The sequence below is a fragment of the Glycocaulis abyssi genome, from assembly GCF_041429775.1.
GTDB classification, from domain to species: domain Bacteria; phylum Pseudomonadota; class Alphaproteobacteria; order Caulobacterales; family Maricaulaceae; genus Glycocaulis; species Glycocaulis abyssi.
On the sequence record NZ_CP163421.1, the window covers coordinates 1,700,709 to 1,724,037 of the forward strand.

The window sequence follows — 23,329 nt, forward strand, 5'->3', positions numbered from 1 at the left end:
GAGTTTCGCGAATATGGCGGCGTCAAAGCCTGAATAGCCGGGCAAGGTCAAGACTGGCACGGTCAAACCGGCTGTGATTACCTTCGAGGAGATCGGTTGTGAGCCGCTTGCCCAGCTCTACCCCCCACTGGTCGAACGGGTTGAGGCCGTAGATCAGCCCCTCGCAGAACACTTTGTGTTCATGGACGGCGATCAGCGCGCCCAGCCCTTCCGGGTCAAGGCATTCAAGCATGATGACAGAGCTGACGCGCCCGCCGGGCAGGGTCTTGTGGGCGGCCAGATCGCCCTCGCCCTGATGTCCGTCCAGAAGCGCCGCCGTCTGGGCCACCAGATTGGCGCCCAGCGCCTTTGCACGCTCATCCCCGCTGGCGTAAAGCGCCTGTACCGCAATGAAATCGACCGGTACTTCGTCCACGCCCTGGTGGAGCCACTGGAAGAAGGAGTGCTGGACGTCAGACCCCTTGCCGCCCCAGACAAGCTGGCCGCCGGAATGCGCGGGCAGGGCCGAGCCATCGAGCCGCACCGCCTTGCCGAGGCTTTCCATTTCCAGCTGTTGCAGATAGGCGGGCAGAAGCTCCAGACGCGTTGAATAGGCGGCGACGCAGCGCGACAGCAGGCCGCGCCCGGCCCGGTTCCACACATCGATCAGCGCCTTGGCCAGCGGCAGATTGTCTTTCGCCGGAGCGGCTGCGAAATGCGCGTCAATCTGGCGCGCGCCTTCGAGGATACGCGCAAACACCTCCGGCCCCAGCACGATCTCAAGGCACAGCCCGGCTGCCGACCAGAAGGAGTAGCGCCCGCCCACGCCTTCCTCGAACGGGAAGATGCGCGCCGGTGCAATGCCAAAGCTTTCCGCCCTGTCGGGCGCAGCCGTGGCAGCAGCCATGCGGGCATTGGCCGCCTCTTCGCCAAGGCTTGCCGCCAGCCACGCCTTGGCCGCGCGCGCATTCATCAGGGTTTCGGACGTGGTGAAGGATTTTGACGTGACACAGACCAGCGTCGTTTCCGGGTCCGCGCCCTCAATGGCATCCTCAAGATCTGCCGGGTCCAGATTGGACACGAAGCGCAGATCGACGCCCTCGCGGCGGAACGCCTTCATGGCGCTGTAAACGAGGCGCGGGCCCAGATCAGACCCGCCAATGCCGATATTGATGATGCGCGTGACCGGCTTGCCGCCCGGCGCATCCGTGCCCTGACAGGCCCGCGCAAAGGCCGCCGTGCGCGCACGCGCCGCCTCGATACGTGCCGCCAGCGCCCGGTCTTTCAGCGCGGAGGCATCACGCAGCGCCGAATGAAGCGCGGGACGCTCTTCTGTCGGATTGACGATATCGCCAGACAGCAGCGCGGCGCGCGCGGCGTCGAACCCTCGCGCCTCAGCCAGTGCGAAAAGCGCGTCCATCGCATCCGTATCAAGGCGCTGATGACGGGCATCGAGCGTCACAGTACCGGCCTGCCATTGCAGGGCCGCGTCACGCTGCCCGCCCGCGCGCACCAGAGCGCCGAGCGGTTCGCCTGCAAGGCGCTTCACATGCGGTGCAAGCTGGCGGGCGATATCCATCGGAGGCGCGCTCATGCCTTCGTCGCCGAACATATCAGCACGGTCAGCCCGCCATCGCGGTTTGCGGCCTCAAGCGGATCGATACCCAGCGGCTGCAGCCCCGCCCCTTCCAGCCAGGCGCGCAACTCTGCCTGCTGGAAGCCCAGATGGGCGTGATGGTATTCGGCGCGGAAACCCTCAAAGTCGTGGGCCTCAAAGTCCGCGAGCAGCAGGAGCCCGCCCGGTGCCAGCACGCGCGCCCACTCAGCCAGCGCACGCTGCGGCTGGGCGATATAGTGGAGGACCTGATGCACGGTGATGAGGTCGGCAGAGCCGGTCTCCAGCGGCAGGGCGGTCGCATCGGCCTGACGCACCAGACGGTTAGCCAGCCCCGCCTCGCTCATCTTGGAGCGCGCGACGGTGAGCATTTCGCGGCTGAGATCGACACCCATGCCGTCCTCCGCCCGGTCGGCGAAAATCTCCAGCATGCGGCCCGTGCCTGTGCCGACATCCAGATGCAGGCGGAATTGACGTTCGCCTGCCGCTTTCAGCATGGCAGCCTCTACCGCCTCTTCGGAGAAGTGCAGGCCGCGGATACGCGCCCATTGTTCGGCGGCGACCTCGAAATATTTCTGCGCGGTCTCGGCGCGCAGGCGGCGCACCTCGCTCAGACGCGCCAGATCGCGCGCGACTTCCACATCATCGCTGCGCTCCATCTCTTCGAGCAGCGCAGCAAGGCGTTCGCCCACGCGTGAACGGGCCAGCCGGTAGAACACCCAGCCCCCTTCGGGATAGCGCTCGCACAGCCCGGCATCGGCCAGGAGTTTGAGATGGCGGCTGACGCGCGGCTGGCTCTGCCCCAGCACCTGCATGATCTCGCTGACCGTCAGCTCGCCGCGCAGCAGCAAGGTGACGATACGCAACCGGGTCGGCTCGCCCAGTGCCTTCAGCTTGGTCAGCAACTCTGCGTGCATCGGCACCCTGTCAGTTGGGAAGACTCATCCGTCCACCGGCCATAGCCAGTCTCGCATGAAAAGTCGATTCAGCCACCCGCGCCCAGCGCTGTCATGGCCGCGATATTGGCGGCGAGGTGCTCTTTGCGGGTCGTGGTCATCACCACGCAGTCAGCCAGCCCGTCAAGGACAGGGTCTGTCAGAGCGTCCGGCATGGCCGCGCGCGGACCGTCCGCCGCCCCCGACCGCAAGCGCCGGGCAAGGGCGTAGAGATCGGACATTTTGCGCGGCGGGCGCAAGGGCGGCGGACCATCGCCAGCGGCCTCAATTCCCATCACAGCGACGCCTGCGCCCCGCGCCGCCCGCAGGCGCGACCGCGCCGCCTCGCCAATGAAAGGATGAACCGGCGCCATTAGGATTGTGAACGCGCCGGTCTCCAGCGCCGCATCCAGCTCGGCGCCCCTTCCGGCCACGCCGAGATGGCGGAAGGCTCCGGCAGATTTCATGTCAGACAGGCGCGCCAGCAGGGCCGGGGTCAGCTCTAAAGGTGCCGGGCCATGCAGGACCAACCCGTCCACGCCCTCGAGGCCAAGCCGGGAGAGGCTGGCGCGGATGGAGCGCTCGATACCATCAGGTGAGAAGTCGCGAACGCGCCGGGCAAGACCGGCACTGGTCACCCCCGCCTTGGTGGTGATGAAAAGCTCGTCGCGTGGCAGGCCGGCCAGCGCCTTGCCCAGCCGCTTTTCCGCTTCGCCCGCGCCGTAGGCTGGCGCGGTATCGAACACGCGCACCCCTCCTGCAAACGCCTGCTCGACAAGCATCCGTGTTGCGCGGGAGGGCAGCAGTGCCGTGCCATGCGGGCCGGACACACCAAATCCGAGGCGGGAGGGTAGCGCTGGGGGCGGCAAAGCGTTCATGACTTCTGGCTATAACGCGGCAAGCGCGCTGCCAACCGCAATTCGCCTCAGCGTGCGGCCTCGACGATGGCGATGGCGGCGCGGATGGCTTCGCCCTCATCCATGTCGGTCGTATCCAGCTCGACCGCATCATCGGCCTTCATCAGCGGCGCATCGGGACGCGAGGCGTCGCGCCCGTCACGCTCGGCAAGCTGGCTCATTATCTGTTCCAGGCTGACCGTCTCGCCGCGCCCGACCAGCTCGTTCCAGCGGCGCGAAGCGCGCACTTCGGCGCTGGCGGTAACGAACAGCTTCACATCGGCGTCAGGGGCAATCACGGTGCCGATATCGCGCCCGTCCAGCACTGCGCCGCCCGGCTGGCGGGCAAAAGCCTGCTGCACGTCTTTCAGGGCCGCGCGCACTTTGGGGTGAGCCGATACGATAGAGGCGGCAGCGCCCGCGCCAGCAGTGCGGATTTTCGCTTCATCAATGCGGGCAGGATCAAGCGCGCGCGCGGCCGCCTCGGCGGCGCCAGCGTCAGCCGGGTCATTGCCTGCATCCAGCACAGCCACCGCGACCGCGCGGTAGAGCGTGCCGGTATCGAGATGGGGAAGGTCGAAGCGTGCCGAAAGCGCCCGCGCAATCGTGCCCTTGCCCGAGGCCAGCGGTCCATCAACGGCAATCAGCATGCCTGTCACTCTCCGTCGCGCGGCCCTCTAGGAGGCGAGCTTGCCCATCTCGTCTTCGGAAATGTCGAAATTGGCGTAGACATTCGACACATCATCGAGGTCTTCGAGCGCTTCCATCAGCTTCATCAGCGTGGCCGCCTTGTCGCCGTCCACCTCGATCAGGTTTTGCGGACGCCAGATGATATTGGCCGACTTGGCCTCGCCAAAGCGGCCTTCCAGCGCCTCACTCACCTCGGCCAGGTCCTCACGGGCACAGAAGATGACGTGTTCGCCCTCTTCATCCTCGCTGCCCTCTTCCTGCGTCACGTCCTCGGCGCCAGCCTCGATAGCGGCTTCCAGAACGGCTTCCTCGTCACCAATGGAGAGGGGGAAGCGTATCTCGCCGACCTGATCGAACATGAAGGAGACAGAGCCGGTCTCGCCCAGATTGCCGCCATTCTTGGAGAAGGCGGCGCGCACGTCAGAGGCGGCGCGGTTCTTGTTGTCGGTGGAGGCTTCCACGATCAGGCCGACACCGGCAGGGCCAAAGCCCTCATAGCGGATCTCGAAATACTCCTCGACATCCCCGCCCTGGCCCTTCTTGATCGCGCGCTCGATATTGTCCTTGGGCATGGACTGGCCCTTGGCGTTGGCGACGGCGAGGCGCAGGCGCGGGTTCATGTCCGGGTCGGGGCCACCCATTTTCGAGGCAATGGTGATTTCCTTGGAGAGTTTGGAAAACAGCTTCGCGCGCGCCTTGTCCTGACGGCCCTTGCGATGCTGGATATTGGCCCATTTGGAATGCCCGGCCATGGGGAACCTCCTGCAAACATGTCTGCCCGCCAGAGCGGGGAGCGCGCCTTCTATCGCATAGGCCGGGCTTGGGCAAACCCGCTGCTGGCAGCGTTGTGAAAAAGTGCCGTCCGGCTTGCCGGACGCCGCTTTTCCCGGCTATGCGTTGAACAGGCTCTCGAAAGGCTTGGCTGATGCGCATCTGGTTGAAGCGGCTGCAATCGCGATTGCAGGACCCCCGCCAGTTCTCCGTACCGAAGATGAAGCGCGAATGCCCGATCTGCGGATATGAAGGCGTGTTTCTGGCGCTGGGGACGCCGCCGCGCTGGGACGGGCGCTGCCCGAACTGTTCCTCGCGCGAACGCCACCGGCTGATCCACCTCTTCCTTGAGCGCGAGCAGATTGATCTCACCCGGCTCGGCACCATCCTGCATTTTGCGCCTGAAAAGCACGTCAAGCGGATGCTGTCGGCCCACCCTGGATACAAGGCCGCCGACATCGTGCCCGGCAAGGCCGACCTGACCATGGACATTGCCGACATCACCCTGCCGGAAGGCTCCGTCGACATGGTGGTGGCCAATCACGTACTTGAGCACGTTCCCGATGACCGCAAGGCGATGGCCGGGATTGGCCGCTGCCTGGCACCGGGCGGGATGGCGATCATCACCGTGCCGCAGAACTGGGCGCGCGAAGAGACGTTCGAGGCCGCGCCCGATATCAGCGAAGCGGAACGCTTTGCCCATTACGACGATACCGGCCATGTGCGCTATTACGGGCGTGATTTCGCGCAGCGCTTTGCCGATGCCAGCGGGCTGGATGTCGAGGTCTGGCGCCTGCCGCCGGAGGAGGAGCCGCGCTGGGGGTTGTTCCGCGGCGATGTGCTCTATATTGGCCGCAAGCCGCAGGCGGCCGCAGCCGCATGAGCGTGATCGCCGTCATTCCGGCGCGCTACGGCTCCACGCGCTTTCCCGGCAAGCCCCTGCACGAGATTGCAGGCGTACCCATGGTGGAGCGTGTGCGCCGCCTCGCGCTCGCCGCCGGCAGCGTGGGCCAGGTGATCGTCGCCACGGATGATGCCCGCATTCTGGACGCCGTTGCCGCGCAAGGCGGGCAGGCCGTGATGACGCCGGAAACCTGCCGCAACGGGACTGAACGCGCCTATGAGGCCGTGAAGGGCTTTGCCAAACCTGATGATGTCATCATCAATCTGCAGGGCGATGCGCCGCTGACCCCGCCCTGGGTGATCGAGGCGGTGGCGGCGGAGATGGCGGCCAATCCGGATCTTGCCCTGGCAACCCCGGCTGTGGCGCTGTCAGAGGGTGCCTACGCGAAAATGGCCGACGCCAAGGCGAAGGGCGAGGTTGGCGGCACAACAGTCGTCTTCGACCGGCAGATGAACGCGCTCTACTTTTCAAAGGCGGTCATCCCCTTCCAGCGCGAAAAGAGTGCCGGTACGCCCGTCTACAAGCATATCGGGCTTTACGCCTATCGCTTTGCCACGCTTGCCCGGCTGGTGGCGATGGAGCCGACGCCGCTGGAAAAGGCAGAAAGCCTGGAGCAATTGCGCGCTCTGGAAAACGGCATACCGATCCGCATTGTACTGACCAGCTATCAGGGGCGCACGCCATGGTCGGTGGACAGTCCGCGCGACGCTGAAATCGCCGCCAGCATCATCGCCGCAGAAGGCGAGATCGTCTGATGCGCCTGATCCTTGCCCGTCACGGCAATACGTTCGGACCGGGAGACATTCCGGTCTGGGTCGGCGCGGCCGAAGATTTGCCACTCACCGACACCGGCCGCGTGCAGTCTGTACAGTTCGGCCTGGCCCTGAAAGAGGCTGGTATCATCCCGGCCCGCATCATCGCCGGGCCGCTGCAGCGCACGGCCAATGGCGCGCAGCTTGCCGCCGCCGAGTGCGGTTTTGACAGCGAGATTGAAATCGATACCCGGCTGCGCGAGATCGACTATGGCAGCTGGGGCGGGCGCAGCGATGCCGAGATCGCCGCTAGGTGGGGCGAGAAGGCCATCGACGACTGGCGTGAACGGTCCATAGTGCCTGCCGGGGCCGGCTGGACGCCGCAGCCCGCAGACATCGCCGCCAATGCACAGGCGGTTCTTCAGGGGATCACGGGCGCAGCCAAAGCCGGAGATACGGTTCTGCTGATCTCGTCCAACGGTATTCTGCGCTATTTTCATGCGCTGCTGGGCGGCGATCCGGGGCGGCCGGAAGCGTCCAAGATGCGCACCGGACACTGGAGTGTTGCAGCCTACAGCCCGGCTGGCTGGGCGCTTGAGGTGTGGAACGCACCCCCGCACCCGGAAGCGCTGGGAGGGGCAGGCTGATGGGCCAGATCCTGCGCGCCGTGCTGAGCGAGGAGAACCGGGCGCTCTGGTCATGGCTCTGCGTCATGGTGCTATCTGCCCTGCTGGTTCCCGCTGGCGGGCTGGGACTGGCATCGGCTGCCGGCCTGTTTGCCATATTCGCCTTTCCGGGCGGAACGCTGGCGGCACAGCTGCGCTCACCGGGCGCGGCCACCCTTCTGACGGCTCTTGCGCTGGTCTGGATGACGGCCAGCTATGCCTGGTCGCCCAACCGCGATCCTGAAGAGGTGCTCAAGCTGGCCCTGCTGACGCCGCTCTACATCATCGTGCCGGTGGCCGCCGCGCGGGTGCGCGCCGCTGACCTGCCGCTTGCCCGCGCCGCGCTCATCGCCTCAGCCGTCTTCATCCTGTGTGTGATGGCGCTCGAGGCCGTGACCGGCGGTGAACTGTCACGCAGCTACAAGCTCGCGGTGGAGGGCTTTGATGATGGCCGCACGGACCTCGACATACGTGTCAACACCACGCTCAGCCGCGCCGCCACCGCGGCCATCATGCTGGCGGGTGTGGCCATCATCATGTTGTGGACGCAGCGCAGTGCGCCCTTGCGGGCGCTGGCGGCTCTGGCCGGCATCATCACCATCGCCATCGCGCTGGATTTCGGCGTCCATGCCAATGCGGTTGCACTTGGCGCGGCCATCATAGTCACCGCACTCGCCTGGCGCTGGCCGACCCTGACGCTCCGGCTATTGCTGGCCGGGCTGGCCATCTTCATCCTGGCCGGGCCTCTCCTGTTTATCGGGCTGCTCGCCCTCATCAGCCCGGAGACGGGCGCAGCCATGCCCATGTCGTGGGAATGGCGGCTGGAGATATGGCGGTTTGCCCTTGAACGGATTGGCGAGGCACCGCTGGCCGGGCACGGGATTGGCGCCGCGCGTGCGATTGACGGGTCGATGGAGCTGCGCGGGTACGAGATCGATCTGCTTCCCCTGCACGCCCACAACGCCGCCCTGACCATCTGGCTTGAAACCGGGCTGGTGGGCGCGGCGCTTGTCGCCTTGGTGCTTGCCGCCCTTGCCCGCGCCCTGCCTTCGGCTGAGACCCTCACCCGGCCTGTGATAATGATGATCGCGTTCGCGGTCACGGTCTGGTCGGTGAACGTAGTGGTCAGCTATGGCGTCTGGCAGGAATGGCATCATGGCGCGCTGGCCCTTGCCATAGCCGCCGCCTTCATCGCCCGCACCCGTCCCGGCGGCTAACCGGCAGGATTCTTGCGTCTTCTGAGCAAAATCCGGTGCAGAACGCGCCGGACTGCCCGGGAGAGCGTGATGGCGTATCAATATGGATCAGACAGCGCCCTGAACACAGCTGGCAAGACCAGCGCCGGCGAGCTCCTGCGTCCTGTCTTGCGGCGCGCAAACGTGCTGCGCGCGTTCGGTTTCAGCGATCTGCTGGCCTTCTCGATCTGCCTTTGCATCACCATGCCCATGGCCTCGCCCCAGCAGGACGATCTGCAGATGCTGCGCCATGCCGGTGCCAGTCTCGCCCTGTTTGGCGTGGTCATGCTCTGGCTACGCTCGCGCGGGCATTATCGCGCCCGTCAGGGCCTCGCCAACCAGATCCGCCCTGTCCTGACCGCATCGCTGCTCGCCCTTCTGGGCGCTGGCACCATCCACATGATGAGCGGCGAGCCGGGCCTGCGGACAGCGACGCTTGTGCTGTGGGTGGCGCTTCCCGCGATGATGATGATTTTGCGCTTTGGCACGCGCGCGGCGCTGGAGGCATCGGGCCAGTGGGAGCAGCCCGTCACCCTGCTGACCGCTGCCGCCCAGCGCACCGAACAGCTGACGATCCTTAAGCGCAATGCCGATCACGGACTTGCCGCTGCCACTGCCGTCCCGCTGGAGAGCCTGCAATCGCTTGACGACACGGCGCTGGCGCGCTGGCTCGATACGCTGGACGACATGCCGGCCTTCCTGGCACCGGACGAGGCAACCCAAGGGGTCGCAAACCGGATTGCCAGCCTGCTCAGCGCGCGCGGCGAATGCTTCTACTACCAGCCGTCGATTGGCCGCATCCCCACGCAGAATATCGACCTGATCGACTACCCGCCTGCCGACGGGTTCGTGTTCCGTATCGGTGACAGCCTGGACCGCCCGCTGGCCCAGCGCGCCAAGCGCGCTTTCGATCTGGCTGCGAGCGCGCTCGGCCTGCTGCTCATCGCGCCGGCCATGCTGGCCTTCGCGTGGGCGATCCGGCGTGATGGCGGCCCGGCCCTGTTTGTCCAGCCGCGTGTCGGCAAGGACGGCAAGACGTTCGGCTGCCTGAAATTCCGCACGATGTGCGTCGACGCCGAGGAGAAGCTGGCCGCAGTACTGGCGCAGGACGCTGAACGCGCCGCGCAGTGGCACACCTTCAAGAAGCTGGATGACGACCCGCGCATTACCGGGACGGGGCACTGGCTGCGCAAGTTCAGCCTTGATGAACTGCCCCAGCTCATCAACGTGTTCAAGGGCGATATGAGCCTTGTCGGCCCGCGCCCGATGACGCTGGACCAGCAGGCCGATTACGGGCCGTCGCTGAGCGCCTATGTGCGCATGCGCCCCGGCATTACCGGGCTGTGGCAGGTCAATGGACGCAACACGACCAGCTTTGCCGAACGCGCCCGGCTGGATGACTGGTATGCCCGCAACTGGTCGCTCTGGCGCGACGCCGTGATCCTGGTGCGGACATTGCGGGAAATCGTGATCCCGTCAGGGCGGTGACAACGGGGACCGGCCATGCCAAAAGAGCGGTCATCGACCCCGTAATTCTGAACGCAAGCCCTGCCTGGGAGGCAGTTCCGGCACCATGATGTCCAGGCTCGCCACACTAGGCCGGATCAATATTCCTGACTGGGCCTTCTATCCGTCAGCCGCCGCGCTGGCCGGCCTGATGATCGCGCTCGCCCTGGTCATGCAGCCGCGCAATGCGGGCGCAAGCGTGAGCGAGCGTGAACTGGTCTTTCAGGGCGCTGCGCTCACTGATCTTGTCAACGGGCCGGGTACCAGTGTCCGCTTCGACCCCGGACATAGCGACGGCCCCGTGACGCGCGCCTCCTCGGCGGCCAGTTTCGAGATGGCCGGCAATATGTCGGCCGGTGTGGCCGCCTTCGTGCCCGACGCGTTCGAAACCCGCATTTCAGGGCGCCGCGTCCGGGTGGAGTTTGAAGTGCGTGCCTCCGGCACAAACGGGCCGGATACGGTCCAGATCGCGTATTTCACGACCGGATATGGTGATAGCGGATGGCGCGAACGGCCCATATCACCGCAATACTCGACGATCTCCTTTGAGTGGGACGCGCCCGTTCACCAGGGTCAGGAATTCAACGAGGCTGTTGGCATCTGGCCCGACCCGCAAGGGGAAAACCGGGAAATCCTGATCCGGCGTATCCGCGTCTTCATCCTCCCTGACAACTCCTAGGGTCCATACTCATGCAGCTTTTCCTCGATACCGCAGATATCTCGCAGATCACCGCGCGCATGGAAGGCGGGCTGGTGGACGGCATCACCACCAACCCGTCCCTGATCGCAAAATCGGGCGCAGACATTATGGAGCGCATCGCGGAAATCTGCGCCGTGGTGCCGGGCCCGGTATCGGCAGAAGTCGTCGCCACGGGCTTTGAGGGCATGCTGGAAGAGGGGCGCCGCCTGCGGGCCATTGCGGACAATGTGGTGGTCAAGCTGCCGCTCACGACAGACGGGCTGAAAGCGTGCCGGACCTTTGCCGATGAAGGCATTCCCACCAATGTCACGCTATGCTTCTCGCTGAACCAGGCGCTGCTGGCGGCCAAGGCCGGGGCCACATTCGTGTCGCCCTTCGTCGGCCGGATTGACGATATGGGCGGCGACGGGCTGGGCCTTCTGGAGGCCATCCGGGAGGTCTATGACCAGTACGGATACGAAACGGGCATTCTTGCAGCCTCCCTGCGCTCTGTTACACATGTGGAGATGGCGGCCAGAATTGGCTGCGATGCGGCCACGCTGCCGCCGGGGATATTCGATTCAATGGTGAACCATCCACTGACCGATAGCGGGTTGAAGGCATTTCTCGACGACTGGAAAAAGACAGGGCGCAGCGGGTTGAGCCAGGGGTAGGCATCCATGATTAAACGCTATTTCGGAACAGACGGCGTTCGCGGCACGACCAACCAGTCGGTGATGACCGCTGAAACCGCCCTGCGTCTGGGCATGGCCGCCGCGCACTATTTCAAGCGCGAGAACGGCCGCCGGCATACGGTCGTGATCGGCAAGGACACCCGCCTGTCGGGCTATATGATTGAATCGGCGCTGGTCGCGGGCTTCACCTCTGCGGGTATGGATGTCTACCAGTTCGGACCGGTGCCGACCCCGGCCACGGCCATGCTGACGCGCTCGCTGCGCGCCGATATGGGCGTGATGATTACCGCTTCGCACAATCTCTTCCATGATAACGGCATCAAGCTGTTTGGCCCGGACGGGTACAAGCTGGACGACGCAGCCGAGCTCGAAATCGAGCGCATGATGGACGCCGATACGGCCGATCATCTGGTCTCGCCCAAACATATCGGCCGCGCCAAGCGCATTGATGACGCCGAAGCGCGCTATATGGAAATCGCCAAGGCCACCCTGCCGCGCGCCATGCGCCTTGCCGGGCTTCGCATCGTGATCGATTGCGCCAATGGCGCCGCCTACAAGGTGGCCCCGAAAGTGCTGTGGGAGCTGGGCGCGGATGTCGTGCCGCTGCACAACAGCCCCAATGGCTTCAATATCAACGAGGATTGCGGCGCTACCGCGCCCCAGGACCTTGCCGAGAATGTGAAGCGCTACCGCGCGGATCTGGGCATTGCGCTCGATGGTGATGCCGACCGCGTCATCCTGTGCGACGAACGCGGCAAGCTTGTTGATGGCGACCAGATTATCGGCCTTCTGGCCACCGCCTGGAAAGCCAGCGGCAAGCTGAATGGCGACACGGTGGTCACCACCCAGATGTCCAATCTGGGCCTTGAGCAATATCTCGAGAAGCAGAAGATCAAGCTGCAGCGCACACAGGTGGGTGACCGCTATGTGGTCGAGGCAATGCGTGCCTCCGGCGCCAATCTGGGCGGCGAGCAGTCCGGCCACGTGGTCTTGAGCGATTTTGCCACGACCGGTGACGGGCTGATCGCGGCGCTGCAGGTGCTCTCCTTGCTTATCGAGTCTGGCAAACCCGCCAGCCAGCTTCTGAAAGTCTTCACGCCCGCACCGCAAATCCTCAAAAATGTGCGCTATACCAATGGCGCGCTGCCGCTGGAGAATACACGGGTGAAAGAGGCGATTGCCGAGGGCGAGACGCGCCTGAACGGCAAGGGCCGCCTGCTGGTGCGCAAGTCCGGCACCGAACCGCTGATCCGCGTCATGGCCGAGGGCGACCGCAAGATGATTGAGGCGGTGGTGAGCGATATCTGCATGGCGCTGGAGAATACCAAGGGGGCTTGAGGTAACACGCCCTCGTGCTTCGAGACGCTTTCTTCGAAAGCCCTCAGCATGAGGGCTTGTGGTGCTTTCCCTCATCCTGAGGGTGAGCGAAGCGAACGTCTCGAAGGATCAGGGAAAAGCCATCTCTCAGGCATGGTTGGCCCGGACACCCGCCTGCGCGGGCGCAGGCAAGCCGGGCCATGACAGTTATCTTCCTCAAACCACCGGCAAAGCTTCCGACAACACGCCGCCAAAGCGGATAGGCTCCACGCGCACCGCAAGCCCGGTGCGGTCATCGGTTTCGACATACACACCGCAAGCGGTTGCCGGGCCGCTGGCCGCCTGCATCCGGCCTGAGCGCATATGCGTCGTGAAGCGGCGCAGCGGCTCTTCCTTGTCCATGCCGATCACGGAATCATAGCTGCCGCACATGCCCGCATCGGTCTGATAGGCCGTGCCGCCCGCGAGTATCTGGTGGTCAGCGGTCGGGATATGGGTATGCGTGCCGACGACAAGGCTCGCCCGCCCGTCGCAGAAATGGCCCATGGCGTGCTTTTCGCTCGTCGCCTCGCCATGCGCATCGACGATGATGGCATCGGCCACCTGCCCCAGCGGCGAGGCCGACAGCGCCTCATCCACGCAGGCGAACGGATCGTCCAGCGGCTGCATGTAGAGACGCAGGAGCACGTTCATCACCATGACGCGCGCGCCTGATCTGGTCTCGTAGAGTCCGGTCCCCCGCCCCGGCGCGGTACCGCTGGGATAGTTGGCCGGGCGAAGCAGGCGCGGCTCACGCTCGATATAGGTCAGCGCTTCGGACTGATCCCAGGAGTGATTACCAAGGGTGAGCACGTCCGCGCCGGCATCAAACAGCTCGATGGCCGTGCGTTCGGTAATGCCAAAACCGCCTGCGGCATTCTCGGCATTGACCACCACGAAATCGAGCTTCAGCCGGTCACGGAAAGCGCTGAGCTCCTCCACCAGCACGTCGCGGCCCGACTTGCCAACCACATCTCCGAAAAACGCCAAGCGCATGGTCTGTTCCTATCCCACAAACGCCTTCTCGACCACAAATGCGCCGGGGCGGGCATTGGAGCCTTCCTCCAGCCCGGCCGCTTCCACGCGCGCCTTGCAGTCATTGATCATGTTGATGGAGCCGCAGATCATCACCCGGTCAGTTGCCGGGTCCAGCGGCCCGCCCGTCTCGTCCCAGAGCTGGCCGGTATCCATCAGCGCGGTGATACGCCCCCTGCGCGGATGATCCTGGCGCGTCAGCGAGGTGTAGTGGACCAGCTTGTGGGCATGTTCGCCCACCAGCGGATCGTCTTTCAGCGATGCCACCAGCTCCTCGCCATAGGCGAGTTCGGCGGCTTCCCGGCAGGTATGGGTCAGGATCACCTGCTCGAAGCGCTCATAGGTTTCAGGATCGCGTATAATGCTGGCAAAGGGGGCTATGCCGGTGCCGGTGGAGAGCAGGAAAAGCCGCTTTCCCGGCAGCAGCGCATCATGGACCAGCGTGCCGACGGACTTGGTCCCCAGAAGGATTTCGTCACCCTCCTTGATGCCCTGCAGGCGCGAGGTCAGCGGACCGTCAGCCACCTTGATCGAGAAAAAGTCCAGCCCGTCATCCCAGGCCGGGCTGGCCATCGAATAGGCGCGCAGGAGCGGCTTGCCATCGACCTTGAGGCCCAGCATCACGAACTCGCCGGAGCGGAAGCGGAAGCTCGCGGGGCGCGTAACGCGGAACGAGAAAAGACTGCCGGTCCAGTGGCGCACCGAGAGGACGCGCTGTTCGCTGAAAGCTGCCATGGGGGAAGAGGTCTCGCATCTGGGCCGGTTGCAAATCTGGTGCGGGATGTAGCGGCTTAGCCCCATTTCGCCAATGCCTGCCGGTGAGATCGGCGGTGTCAGACTGCCCGGTAGCAGCCCGCCTCCGTCACCACATAGTCCAGCGCCACATCATGGCGCCCTGCCGGCACCCTGGCGACGCGCTGGCCCTCATAGGCAAGCCCGACCGCCACCACAGGTCCGCTGGCGCGCAGTGCGCTTAGCGTGCGGTCATAAAAGCCCGCCCCATAGCCGATGCGGTGGCAGCGCGTGTCGAACGCCACCAGAGGCACCAGCAGGAGGGTGGGTGTGAGCACCGGACGTTTCGCCCCCGGCACGTCTATGCCGAACGCGCCCGCCTCCAGCACATCGTCCGGGTGCCAGGCGCGGAACTGCAGGGGTGCATCCCTGGCCATCACCACCGGCAGGGCAAGTTGGGCCTGTTCCAGCAGGAAGGTCTCCATGAGAGGACGCGGATCGATCTCGCCGCGCACCGGCCAGTAACCGGCAACAACCGCGTTCACGGCGGGCCATGCGGCGTCAGGAAAATGGCCGGCGAGCATTTGGCCCGCATCGCCCTGCGCCGCGGCCAGCGCGATCCGGCGCGCCAGCGCCTTGCGCCGCAGACGGTTTTTCTGCCAGCCGCTCAACATGGGCAGGTACAGGCAGGCAAAGGTGTGGCGGCACCAGACGGGCCGTTGGCTATGTAACAACCCTGATGACCCGGACTACCAGGTGGGCGCCGCGTGATGGAGGCCACGGCCAGCATCAGAGGCAGCTCCCGTTCAGAGATGTAAGGTCGCCGGGATGTGAGAGCCTGACGAGAACTCCAGTCACCGCCACAGGGATGAAGATGGGCCTTCACGGGGCTTTGCTCAAGCCTCACTGCCATCTGCCCCTGCAAGCGCTTCCAGACGCTCTGCAGCCTTGACGATGGTTTCCGCTGCACGGGCGCGGTCAGCGCGCCGGCGCGCCTCGCCCTGCGAGATGGTCCCCTTGGCATCCAGCAGGTCGGACTCCAGCGCCTCCACCCTGCCTTGCGCCTCACGCATCTCGTCGGCGACGATCAGGGAGGCCATCAGCAGAAGGCGCAGCTCGCCGATCTGGCCAACCTTCTCGGCCAGGTCACGCACATGGGTATCGAGATGCCCGGCCAGCTCCTTGAGATAGGCTTGCTGGCCCTCTTCACATCCGATGGTGAAGGGGCGTCCGTTGAGGGAGATCGTGACCTTCGACATTAGCGGCCCACCTCCCCGAACAGATCGTCCGGCCCGCTATCGGCAAGCCCGGCACCGGCAATCGCCGCTTTCAGCTCGCTCATCGCCTCTGCCAGCGCTGCGCTGGCTTCGCTGGCGGCTTCGGCCAGCTCCGCTTCGCTGGAGCGCGCGGCATCAAGCTGTTCGGCCAGCCGTGAACGGTCCTCATCGGCATGGCGGGCGGCGCGCGCATCGCCTTCTGCCTCGCCCATGCGGCTGACGAGCTGCCCTAGCCGGGTTTCGACCGCGCTGATGGCGGCCAGCAGCCGCGCCTCGGCCTGGGTGAGAGGATCGCTATCGGGCGTTTCGGCAGGCGGGGTTGTGGTCATGGACGTCAAAATCCGCTCTTGCGCACAAAAGTTCAAGTGTCAGATGAGGTGTGCAGGCGCTTCTATACACCGGGTTTTCAATTCCGTCCCCGTCCACTAGACAGGCCGCGGCGGGATAAGGCCGGTTATTGAAGGGGTTGACGCGTGGGACAGGAACGAGACGGGCTTGCCAAGGCGTTTGCCGATATCTGCCTGAAGGCCGCCATCGAGGTGATGGATGTCTATGAAAGCGGCTTTATCGCTCAGTCCAAGGATGATCGCTCGCCCGTTACCGCCGCCGACACCCGCGCCGAGGCGGTCATTCTTGAAGCGCTCAGACATGTAATACCCGGCGTGCCGGTGCTGGCCGAGGAAAGCTTCTCTGCTGGCGTGCGGCCCGACATTAATGGCGATTTCCTGCTGGTCGATCCGGTCGATGGCACCAAGGAATTCATCAACCGCAATGGTGAGTTCACCATCAATATCGCCCTCGTCTCCGGGCGGGTGCCAATAGCGGGCTGCGTCTACGCACCGGCCATGAAACGCATATTCATTGGCGGGAAGTCAGGCTTTAGCGGGACTTTTCCGCCGGGCGCAAAACTGGACGCAGGCGCGCTGTCTCCCATGCAGGCACGCGCCATGCCGCAATCGGGCCGTATCGCCGTGATGAGCCGCTCGCACGCCGATGAACAGACCCGCGCCTTTGCCGCCGCCGAAGGGGTAAGCGAGACGGTCAGCGCCGGGTCATCGCTGAAATTCTGCCTGGTCGCGGATGGCAACGCAGACCTCTATCCGCGTTTCGGCCCCACCATGGAGTGGGACACGGCAGCCGGTCATGCTGTCGTGCTGGCGGCGGGCGGCAGCGTCACCCGCCCGGACGGATCGCCCTTCCTCTACGGCAAGACCGAGACCGGCTATCTCAATGGCGCGTTTGTCGTACGCGGGCGCCAACCGGCCTGACCAGAGGCCGCCGGGTCAACAAATCCAGCGGGCTATAGGCCAGCATGCGGGCGAAACCTGCTGCCGTGACCTTGCGGTCAGACTGCACCGCCCGGCGCTTGGCCCACAGGCCCGGCAGTCCCTTGAACGCGTTTTTGAGCGCGCGGCCAAACAGGGCAAAATGCCCGAAGCGCGCCGCCGATACCCATAGCACCAGCGTCATCGCCAAGTGTAGCGGCAGGGTTAGAACGAGCAGCGGAAACGGCATGATCTTCACATAGGTCCACAGCCGGTTGCGCGTACCGTGATAGGTGGCAAACACCGAACGCCGCCCGCTGGAACCGTAGCCGACATGATCGACCACCGCATTCTGCACATGGACCGCAGTGTGACCGGCCAGACGCGCGCGGGCGGCCAGGTCCACATCCTCCACATAGCAGAAATAGTCTTCATCAAAGCCGTTCAGGCCCTCGAACACATCGCGGCGGATCATCATGGCCGCCGCGCAGGGTGCGAAAATTTCGCCATCAGGCGGGGAGGCCATCTGGCGTCCATAAGCGCCGCGATAGGGGATGCCGGTAATGTGCCAGACATCGCCCGCCCCATCGAGTACACCCTGATGTCCGTAAGCGCGCTGGGTGGAGCCAAAGAGGCTGGCGTGTGGATAACGCTCCGCCGCCGCCATCAGCTGTGCCAGCCAGTCCGGCGCAGGGAAAGCATCCGGATTGAGCAGGACCAGCCAGCGCGTATCGGCCATCGCCGCCAGCCGGTTATTGCCGCCCGCAAAGCCCAGATTGGTGTCAGAGACGACCAGCTCGATCCCGCCTGGCATGTCAGCCGGGGTCAGCTTGCCGGTCTGCGAGCCGTTTTCCAGCACCAGTATGCGCGCGGGGCGAAGGGACTGCGCAGCGAGGGCGGCTTTGAGCTGCGCCCAGTGCTGCGCGCTCTCATAGGCAACGATCAGGATCGTTACGTCCGCAACCACCGCTAGCCCTCTGCCGGGCCGGGCAGCAGGCGCGCGCGTATCGTGCCGTCCAGCGCATTGATCCGGTCAAGGAAATCTGCCGGCAGATCGCCTTCGAGGTCGGCAAGCGCATAGCCGATCTCGGCATCGGTCTGCAGGAACTGGGCGGCGACGTTGGCGCCTGCCTTTTCGGCGGCATCATTGAGGCGGCGCAGGAAACCCGGCGCGTTGATATGGGGCACCGCCACGCGGGTGCGGCCCGGCTTGATTGGCCCCGGCTCAACCTGCGGGAAGTTCACCGCATGGCCGGTCGAGCCCAGATAGAGATATTTGGCCAGCTTGATCGCGCTGTCCTGACCGATGGCGGCCTGCGCCTCCAGCGTCGAGCCGCCAATGTGCGGGGTAAGAATTACATTCCTGAAGCGCTGCAGTGGCGATTCAAACCGGTCGCCTTTCGCGCTCGGTTCCACCGGGAACACATCCACCGCCGCGCCGGCGATATGCCCGCTTTCCAGCGCCGCCGCCAGCGCATCAATGTCGACGAGATCGCCGCGTGCCTGATTGATAAGGAAGCTGCCCGGCTTCATGGCGCGGATGCGCTGCGCATTCATCAGATTGCGCGTCTGCGCGCTGGACGGCACGTGCAGCGTGACCACATCGCACTCGGCCAGCAGCGCCTCCAGGCTCTCCATGGGCCGTGCATTGCCGTGCGCGAGCTTCGGCTCGACATCGTAAAAATAGACATGCATGCCGAGTCCCGACGCCAGCACGGAGAGCTGGGTGCCGATATTGCCGTAGCCGACAATGCCGAGCTTCTTCTTGCGCACTTCGTTCGAGCCTTCGGCCGTTTTCAGCCAACCGCCCTCATGGATGGCGAACATCTTCTCCGGTACGCGGCGCATCAGCATGATGATGGAGGCAAGCGTCAACTCCGCCACCGAGCGCGTATTGGCAAAGGGCGCGTTGAACACCGGAATGCCCCGGCGCGCAGCCTCGGCCAGATCGACCTGATTGGTGCCGATGCAGAAACACCCCACCGCTTGCAGGTCCGGCGCGGCATCGAGGATGTCTGCATCGATATGGGTGCGCGAACGGATACCCAGCACTGATGCGCCTTTAAGCGCGGCCTTGAGCTCACTCACATCGGGTGAACCTGCCATCCGGGTAATATCCATCGGCCCATAGCTGGTAAGCGCGCTATCAGCATCGGGATGAACATTTTCGACAAGGAGGGCGCTGAATGGAGTGGTGCTCACGGGAGGAACGGGCCTTCATGCTGGAGTTGCTGCACTGCGGCACAAAGCATGCGCCTGCTCTGCGGCAACTTGCAACACCCTTGCTGGAATCAGGAGGGCGGACCGGGCAATTGAACACTCACCGGCTGGCCGTCCACCGTCACCGGCTGATCTGCCGCCTCCAGCCGGTCCACGCGCAGCAGAGCCAGCGCGAAGCCCTGCCCGCCGGACAGTATCTCGCCCAACGGCGTCTCGCCTGCCGTGACGGCAAGGCCGCTGGCAAAAGCACCATCCCCGGTGAGATACACGGTCCGCTTTCTCACCCCACCCTTGCGGTGCATGCGGCTGGCCACTTCCTGCCCGACAAAGCAGCCCTTCTTGTAATTGATCATGTGCAGAAGATCGTGGTTCACATCGGTGGAGAAGACCTCCGCCGGGCCATAATCGTGCGGCATCTCAGTGACGCACGCCGCCGCCTTGGCCGCGAAATAGCCGGCTGTGTCGTCACTGATATTTGCGCTGGCCGGAACGATCGCGCGCATGCCCAGCCCCGGCCCGCGCGGGTCCGGCGCCATGGTCAGCGCGGCTGCTTCCAGTGCTGCAACGGCATCACCACGCGCCGCCGCAACGGCCAGATCATCACGCAAGCCAAGCTCTGCCTTGGCGCGTAGCCGGTAGAGCGTGAAGCGTTTCAGGAGGGCATCGGCTTCACCCGCCGGAACGTCCACGAACAGCCCGCCCTCGCCATCATCAAGGAAGATGAAATCGGCGAGCACCTTGCCTTGCGGGGTCAAAAGCGCGGACCCAAGCACCTTGCCGGGCGTGACGCCCTGCGGACCATTGGTGACGACGCGCTGCAGGAAATCGCGCGCATCCGCTCCGGTGATATGGATCACGGCACGGTGGGAAAGACGGGTGAGGAAGCCGGTGTCTGACATGGCTCCGATGTGGCCTATCTGCGGCCCTGCCGCAAGGGCGTCAGTGGCGTGTCATTTGCCCCTTGCCGCATTATCGGCAATCATCGCCCACCGGCATTGAAGGAGGGGGCGATGTTTGGACGGGGCAAGGACCGCCTGCGCGGTGCCAGAGCCAGCTTTCAGGACGTGCTGACGGCTCTGCCCTACCGGCAGGCGATATCGTTCGATCCCGGCCAGCCCAACCTCATCACGCACCAGCTCAAGCATGGCGACTATCTGGCAGGTGTCGGCACCGATAGTCTCGGCTCGGCCATCGCCATTATGAAAAAATTCCGCGACTGGGCGAGCGTGCGGGCCAGCACGACCCTTTTACGCAAGGTGGAAGCGGTCTGCCCCGACATCCTGTTTGATCTGGAACAGAAGCTCTCCTTCACCAGCAATCTGGTGGAATACTCGCTGGATTTCATGGACTGGGCACAAAAAGCCCTGCAGGCCGTCGAAGATGCGCAGGCCGCAGGCGATGAGCAGCGCACGGCGGACGCGCTTGTTACGCTCATCACCGGCTTTGCCGCCTATATCAGCCAGATCGGCAGCTATTACCATGATTTCCAGAGCTATTTTGGCAAGGAAACCTATGACCGCTACCGGGAAAATCTGAACACGCTGGCCAATGATGACCGGCGGGCCATCCACGCCTTCTACGCGCATTTCGAGGTCGCCGTGGCCAGCATGGGGCGCATATACGGCCAGGAGATTCCCGCCATCCGGGCCATGGGCGAGATACCGCCTGCCTTCATCGTCAAATGGGCGCTCTCGCTCGCAGGCTCGATCCAGAAGCTCTATGGCAGCGCTCTCGATCTGCTGCAGCGCTGACCTGACGCGGCGGCTTGATCTGGCGGGCAGGCCCGCTCTGCGCTAAGCCACGCGCCATGACGCGAATTCTCTTCATCACCGCGACGCGCATTGGCGACGCGATCCTCTCCAGCGGTTTGCTGGACCATGTGCTGCGCACTTACCCTGATCCGCGCGTGACGATTGCCTGCGGGCCGCTGGCCGCGCCGCTCTTCCGCGCCGTGCCTGGTCTGGAGCGCGTGATCGTGATGACCAAGAAAAAGGGCGGCGGCCACTGGTTCGATCTGTGGCTTAACACCGTCACGCATCGCTGGGACATCGTCATTGACCTGCGCGAGAGCGCGACGAGCTGGTTCCTGCTCGCGGGCAAGCGCCATGTGAAGCGCAACTGGCCGGGTGACGGCACGCCGGTTCACCGCGTCGAGGAGGCGGCGGCCTTTCTGGGCGTATCGCCCGCGCCCTCGCCCGTGCTCTGGCTGGATGATCTGGCACACGCGCGCGCACGCGCCCTGATGCCCGATGCGCCAGTGCTGGCGCTGGCCCCGGCGGCCGCCGCACGCTTCAAGGAATGGGCGCCGGAGCGCTTTGCCGGGCTGGCACTGGCGCTGACTGGACCCGATGGCGCGCTGGCGGGGGCGCATGTGGCGATTTTCGGCGGGCCGGGCGATGAGGCGACCGCGCGCGCCGTCACCTCGAAGCTGGACCCTGAACGCACGCACGACTTTACTGGCCAGCTTGATCTGGTGGAAACCGGGGCCTGCCTGTCACAAGCCGCGCTGTTTGCCGGCAATGATAGCGGGCTGATGCATATGGCGGCGGCAGCCGGCACGCCGACGCTCGGCCTGTTCGGGCCGACCGATGAACGCGTCTACGGGCCTTGGGGCCGCAGAACCGCGACCGTACGCGCGGGCGATCAGGCCGATGAGCGCACACGCGACCGGCTGAAAACGTCTGAGACCAGCCTGCTGGCCGATCTGGAGCTTGCGCCCGTGCTGGCAGCGGCAGACAATCTGATCAGACAGGAGAGCACGCCATGAGCGAGACATTCGACACCCTCATCAAGGGCGGCACAATCGTCAGCCATGCCGGGCGCACGAAGGCCGATATTGGCATTCGCGATGGCCGCTTTGCCGCCATGGGCGATCTCTCTGCCGCCAGCGCGGGCGAAGTGATCGATGCGACCGGCCTGCACGTCCTGCCCGGCGTGATCGACACGCAGGTTCACTTCCGCGAGCCGGGCCTTGAGTGGAAGGAAGACCTTGAAAGCGGCAGCCGGGCTGCGGCTCTTGGAGGCGTGGTGTGCGTCTTTGAAATGCCCAACACCAACCCGGCGACCACCACGCCGGAGCTGATGGCCGACAAGGTGAAGCGCGGCCACCACCGCATGCACACCGATTTTGCCTTCTATGCAGGCGCGACCAAGGAAAACGTCCATCTCCTGCGCGAGATGGAGCTGATGGCCGGGTGCTGCGGCGTGAAGGTGTTCATGGGCGCCTCCACCGGCGATCTGCTGGTCGATACCGACGAAGGCGTAGCGGCAGTCCTGAACGTGATCGAGCGGCGCGCCGCCTTCCATTCGGAGGACGAATTCCGCCTCGCGGACCGGCGCGCGCTGGCCCGTCATGGCGACTGGACAAGCCATGTGGAGGTACGTGACGACATCGCCGCCATGCAGAGCACGCAGCGCCTGGTGCGCCTGGCGCGCGCGGCCGGCAAGCGCATCCACGTGCTGCACATCTCCACCGCCGACGAGATCGAATATCTCCAGCACCACAAGGATATTGCCAGCGTGGAGGTGACGCCCCAGCACCTGACCCTGGCTGCGCCGGAATGCTATGAGCGCCTTGGCGCCTACGCCCAGATGAACCCGCCCGTGCGCAACGCAAAGCATCGCGAGGGGCTGTGGCGCGGCGTCGATCAGGGCATTGCCGATATTCTCGGCTCTGACCACGCGCCACACACCGTGGAAGAAAAATCCAAGCCCTATCCGGCCTCCCCGTCCGGCATGCCGGGCGTGCAGACGCTGGTGCCGCTGATGCTGGATCATGTGAGCAAGGGCAGACTGACGCTGGAGCGCTTTGTCGACCTGACGAGCCACGGGCCGCAGCGCGTGTTCGGTCTCGCCAACAAGGGCCGCATTGCCGCCGGCTATGACGCCGATCTGACGCTGGTCGATCTGCATGCGGTGCGCACTATCGAGGAAAGCTGGCTGGCCTCGCGCTGCGGCTGGTCGCCCTTTACCGGCGATACCGTCACCGGCTGGCCGATGGCAACAATCGTGCGCGGCAAGGTCGTGATGCGCGATGACGAGCTGGTCACGCCGTCTGTCGGAGAGCCTGCGCGCTATGTGGAGACGCTAGGGGCGGTTTAGGCAGGTTCTAGCTCGGGGAAC

The 23,329-nt window shown here is 64.9% G+C and carries 25 protein-coding genes and 1 other RNA gene; 12 read left to right on the forward strand and 14 right to left on the reverse strand.

The genetic code is table 11. The features are described 5' to 3' along the window. Positions 1-22 precede the first annotated feature (22 nt). The 5 genes from pgi to AB6B38_RS08335 all read right to left on the reverse strand — a co-directional run bounded on the left by pgi (position 23) and on the right by AB6B38_RS08335 (position 4,867). Positions 23-1,573, reverse strand: a complete 1,551-nt coding sequence (pgi, locus tag AB6B38_RS08315; protein ID WP_371392389.1) for a glucose-6-phosphate isomerase — start codon at positions 1,571-1,573, stop codon at positions 23-25. Further along, positions 1,570-2,511, reverse strand: coding sequence for an ArsR/SmtB family transcription factor (locus AB6B38_RS08320; protein WP_371392391.1), 942 nt, complete (start codon positions 2,509-2,511; stop codon positions 1,570-1,572). The genes pgi and AB6B38_RS08320 overlap by 4 nt, the downstream gene beginning before the upstream one ends. Before the next feature lie 68 nt (positions 2,512-2,579). Further along, positions 2,580-3,407: an aldo/keto reductase gene (locus AB6B38_RS08325; protein ID WP_371392392.1), complete on the reverse strand. Its 828-nt coding sequence runs from the start codon at positions 3,405-3,407 to the stop codon at positions 2,580-2,582. Between the two features lie 47 nt (positions 3,408-3,454). Then, positions 3,455-4,075, reverse strand: a complete 621-nt coding sequence (gene cmk, locus AB6B38_RS08330; RefSeq protein ID WP_371392393.1) for a (d)CMP kinase — start codon at positions 4,073-4,075, stop codon at positions 3,455-3,457. Positions 4,076-4,102: 27 nt separating this feature from the next. After that, entirely contained in the window at positions 4,103-4,867 is a 765-nt protein-coding gene (locus tag AB6B38_RS08335; RefSeq protein ID WP_371392394.1) for a YebC/PmpR family DNA-binding transcriptional regulator, read from the reverse strand. Between the two features lie 173 nt (positions 4,868-5,040). On the opposite strand from AB6B38_RS08335, the gene AB6B38_RS08340 reads away from it, so the two are divergent. The 8 genes from AB6B38_RS08340 to glmM all read left to right on the forward strand — a co-directional run bounded on the left by AB6B38_RS08340 (position 5,041) and on the right by glmM (position 12,660). Then, entirely contained in the window at positions 5,041-5,769 is a 729-nt protein-coding gene (locus AB6B38_RS08340; RefSeq protein WP_371392395.1) for a methyltransferase domain-containing protein, read from the forward strand. Continuing rightward, a complete protein-coding gene (gene kdsB / locus AB6B38_RS08345) occupies positions 5,766-6,545 on the forward strand; it encodes a 3-deoxy-manno-octulosonate cytidylyltransferase (protein ID WP_371392396.1) in 780 nt (259 codons plus the stop codon). The genes AB6B38_RS08340 and kdsB overlap by 4 nt, the downstream gene beginning before the upstream one ends. After that, positions 6,545-7,189 carry a histidine phosphatase family protein gene (locus AB6B38_RS08350; protein WP_371392397.1) on the forward strand — a complete coding sequence of 215 codons (645 nt, stop codon included), beginning with the start codon at positions 6,545-6,547 and terminating at the stop codon, positions 7,187-7,189. Before kdsB ends, AB6B38_RS08350 begins: the two co-directional genes overlap by 1 nt. Beyond that, on the forward strand, positions 7,189-8,424 hold the full coding sequence (locus AB6B38_RS08355) for an O-antigen ligase family protein (RefSeq protein WP_371392399.1): 1,236 nt from the start codon (positions 7,189-7,191) through the stop codon (positions 8,422-8,424). The genes AB6B38_RS08350 and AB6B38_RS08355 overlap by 1 nt, the downstream gene beginning before the upstream one ends. 69 nt (positions 8,425-8,493) lie before the next feature. Beyond that, positions 8,494-9,930, forward strand: coding sequence for an exopolysaccharide biosynthesis polyprenyl glycosylphosphotransferase (locus tag AB6B38_RS08360; RefSeq protein WP_371392400.1), 1,437 nt, complete (start codon positions 8,494-8,496; stop codon positions 9,928-9,930). 85 nt (positions 9,931-10,015) lie between these two features. Continuing rightward, on the forward strand, positions 10,016-10,627 hold the full coding sequence (locus AB6B38_RS08365) for a hypothetical protein (protein WP_371392402.1): 612 nt from the start codon (positions 10,016-10,018) through the stop codon (positions 10,625-10,627). A gap of 11 nt (positions 10,628-10,638) precedes the next feature. Beyond that, positions 10,639-11,301 carry a fructose-6-phosphate aldolase gene (fsa, locus tag AB6B38_RS08370; protein ID WP_371392403.1) on the forward strand — a complete coding sequence of 221 codons (663 nt, stop codon included), beginning with the start codon at positions 10,639-10,641 and terminating at the stop codon, positions 11,299-11,301. 6 nt (positions 11,302-11,307) lie between these two features. Further along, entirely contained in the window at positions 11,308-12,660 is a 1,353-nt protein-coding gene (gene glmM / locus AB6B38_RS08375) for a phosphoglucosamine mutase (protein WP_371392404.1), read from the forward strand. A gap of 195 nt (positions 12,661-12,855) precedes the next feature. Here the strand turns inward: glmM and AB6B38_RS08380 are convergent, their stop codons facing one another. From AB6B38_RS08380 to AB6B38_RS08405, 6 genes are all read right to left on the reverse strand, one after another. Further along, the gene (locus tag AB6B38_RS08380; RefSeq protein ID WP_371392405.1) at positions 12,856-13,674 is read right to left on the reverse strand and encodes a YmdB family metallophosphoesterase; all 819 of its coding nucleotides are present in this window, start codon (positions 13,672-13,674) and stop codon (positions 12,856-12,858) included. A gap of 9 nt (positions 13,675-13,683) precedes the next feature. Next, complete coding sequence (locus tag AB6B38_RS08385; protein WP_371392406.1) at positions 13,684-14,448, reverse strand: ferredoxin--NADP reductase; 765 nt, start codon at positions 14,446-14,448, stop codon at positions 13,684-13,686. Between the two features lie 98 nt (positions 14,449-14,546). Further along, the gene (locus AB6B38_RS08390) at positions 14,547-15,119 is read right to left on the reverse strand and encodes a 5-formyltetrahydrofolate cyclo-ligase (protein WP_371392407.1); all 573 of its coding nucleotides are present in this window, start codon (positions 15,117-15,119) and stop codon (positions 14,547-14,549) included. Positions 15,120-15,145: 26 nt separating this feature from the next. Continuing rightward, a non-coding RNA gene (gene ssrS / locus AB6B38_RS08395) (6S RNA) lies at positions 15,146-15,305 on the reverse strand. Between the two features lie 36 nt (positions 15,306-15,341). After that, complete coding sequence (locus AB6B38_RS08400) at positions 15,342-15,704, reverse strand: cell division protein ZapA (RefSeq protein WP_371392408.1); 363 nt, start codon at positions 15,702-15,704, stop codon at positions 15,342-15,344. Then, positions 15,704-16,051 (reverse strand): DUF4164 family protein, encoded by a 348-nt coding sequence (locus AB6B38_RS08405; RefSeq protein ID WP_371392409.1) that lies wholly within the window; start codon positions 16,049-16,051, stop codon positions 15,704-15,706. The genes AB6B38_RS08400 and AB6B38_RS08405 overlap by 1 nt, the downstream gene beginning before the upstream one ends. 144 nt (positions 16,052-16,195) lie before the next feature. Between AB6B38_RS08405 and cysQ the strand changes: the two genes are divergently transcribed. Further along, positions 16,196-16,990, forward strand: coding sequence for a 3'(2'),5'-bisphosphate nucleotidase CysQ (cysQ, locus tag AB6B38_RS08410; protein ID WP_371392410.1), 795 nt, complete (start codon positions 16,196-16,198; stop codon positions 16,988-16,990). Here cysQ and AB6B38_RS08415 read toward each other — a convergent pair. From AB6B38_RS08415 to AB6B38_RS08425, 3 genes are all read right to left on the reverse strand, one after another. After that, a complete protein-coding gene (locus AB6B38_RS08415) occupies positions 16,950-17,954 on the reverse strand; it encodes a glycosyltransferase family 2 protein (RefSeq protein ID WP_371392411.1) in 1,005 nt (334 codons plus the stop codon). The genes cysQ and AB6B38_RS08415 overlap by 41 nt on opposite strands. Positions 17,955-17,956: 2 nt before the next feature. Further along, positions 17,957-19,189, reverse strand: coding sequence for a phosphoglycerate dehydrogenase (gene serA / locus AB6B38_RS08420; protein ID WP_371392412.1), 1,233 nt, complete (start codon positions 19,187-19,189; stop codon positions 17,957-17,959). A gap of 89 nt (positions 19,190-19,278) precedes the next feature. Then, the gene (locus AB6B38_RS08425; RefSeq protein WP_371392413.1) at positions 19,279-20,106 is read right to left on the reverse strand and encodes a folate-binding protein YgfZ; all 828 of its coding nucleotides are present in this window, start codon (positions 20,104-20,106) and stop codon (positions 19,279-19,281) included. A gap of 111 nt (positions 20,107-20,217) precedes the next feature. Between AB6B38_RS08425 and AB6B38_RS08430 the strand changes: the two genes are divergently transcribed. From AB6B38_RS08430 to AB6B38_RS08440, 3 genes are read left to right on the forward strand one after another with little or no spacing between them, the layout of a single operon-like run. Next, complete coding sequence (locus AB6B38_RS08430; protein WP_371392414.1) at positions 20,218-20,958, forward strand: hypothetical protein; 741 nt, start codon at positions 20,218-20,220, stop codon at positions 20,956-20,958. Positions 20,959-21,014: 56 nt separating this feature from the next. Then, positions 21,015-21,974: a glycosyltransferase family 9 protein gene (locus tag AB6B38_RS08435; RefSeq protein WP_371392415.1), complete on the forward strand. Its 960-nt coding sequence runs from the start codon at positions 21,015-21,017 to the stop codon at positions 21,972-21,974. Next, entirely contained in the window at positions 21,971-23,308 is a 1,338-nt protein-coding gene (locus AB6B38_RS08440; protein WP_371392416.1) for a dihydroorotase, read from the forward strand. The genes AB6B38_RS08435 and AB6B38_RS08440 overlap by 4 nt, the downstream gene beginning before the upstream one ends. Positions 23,309-23,329 lie beyond the last annotated feature (21 nt).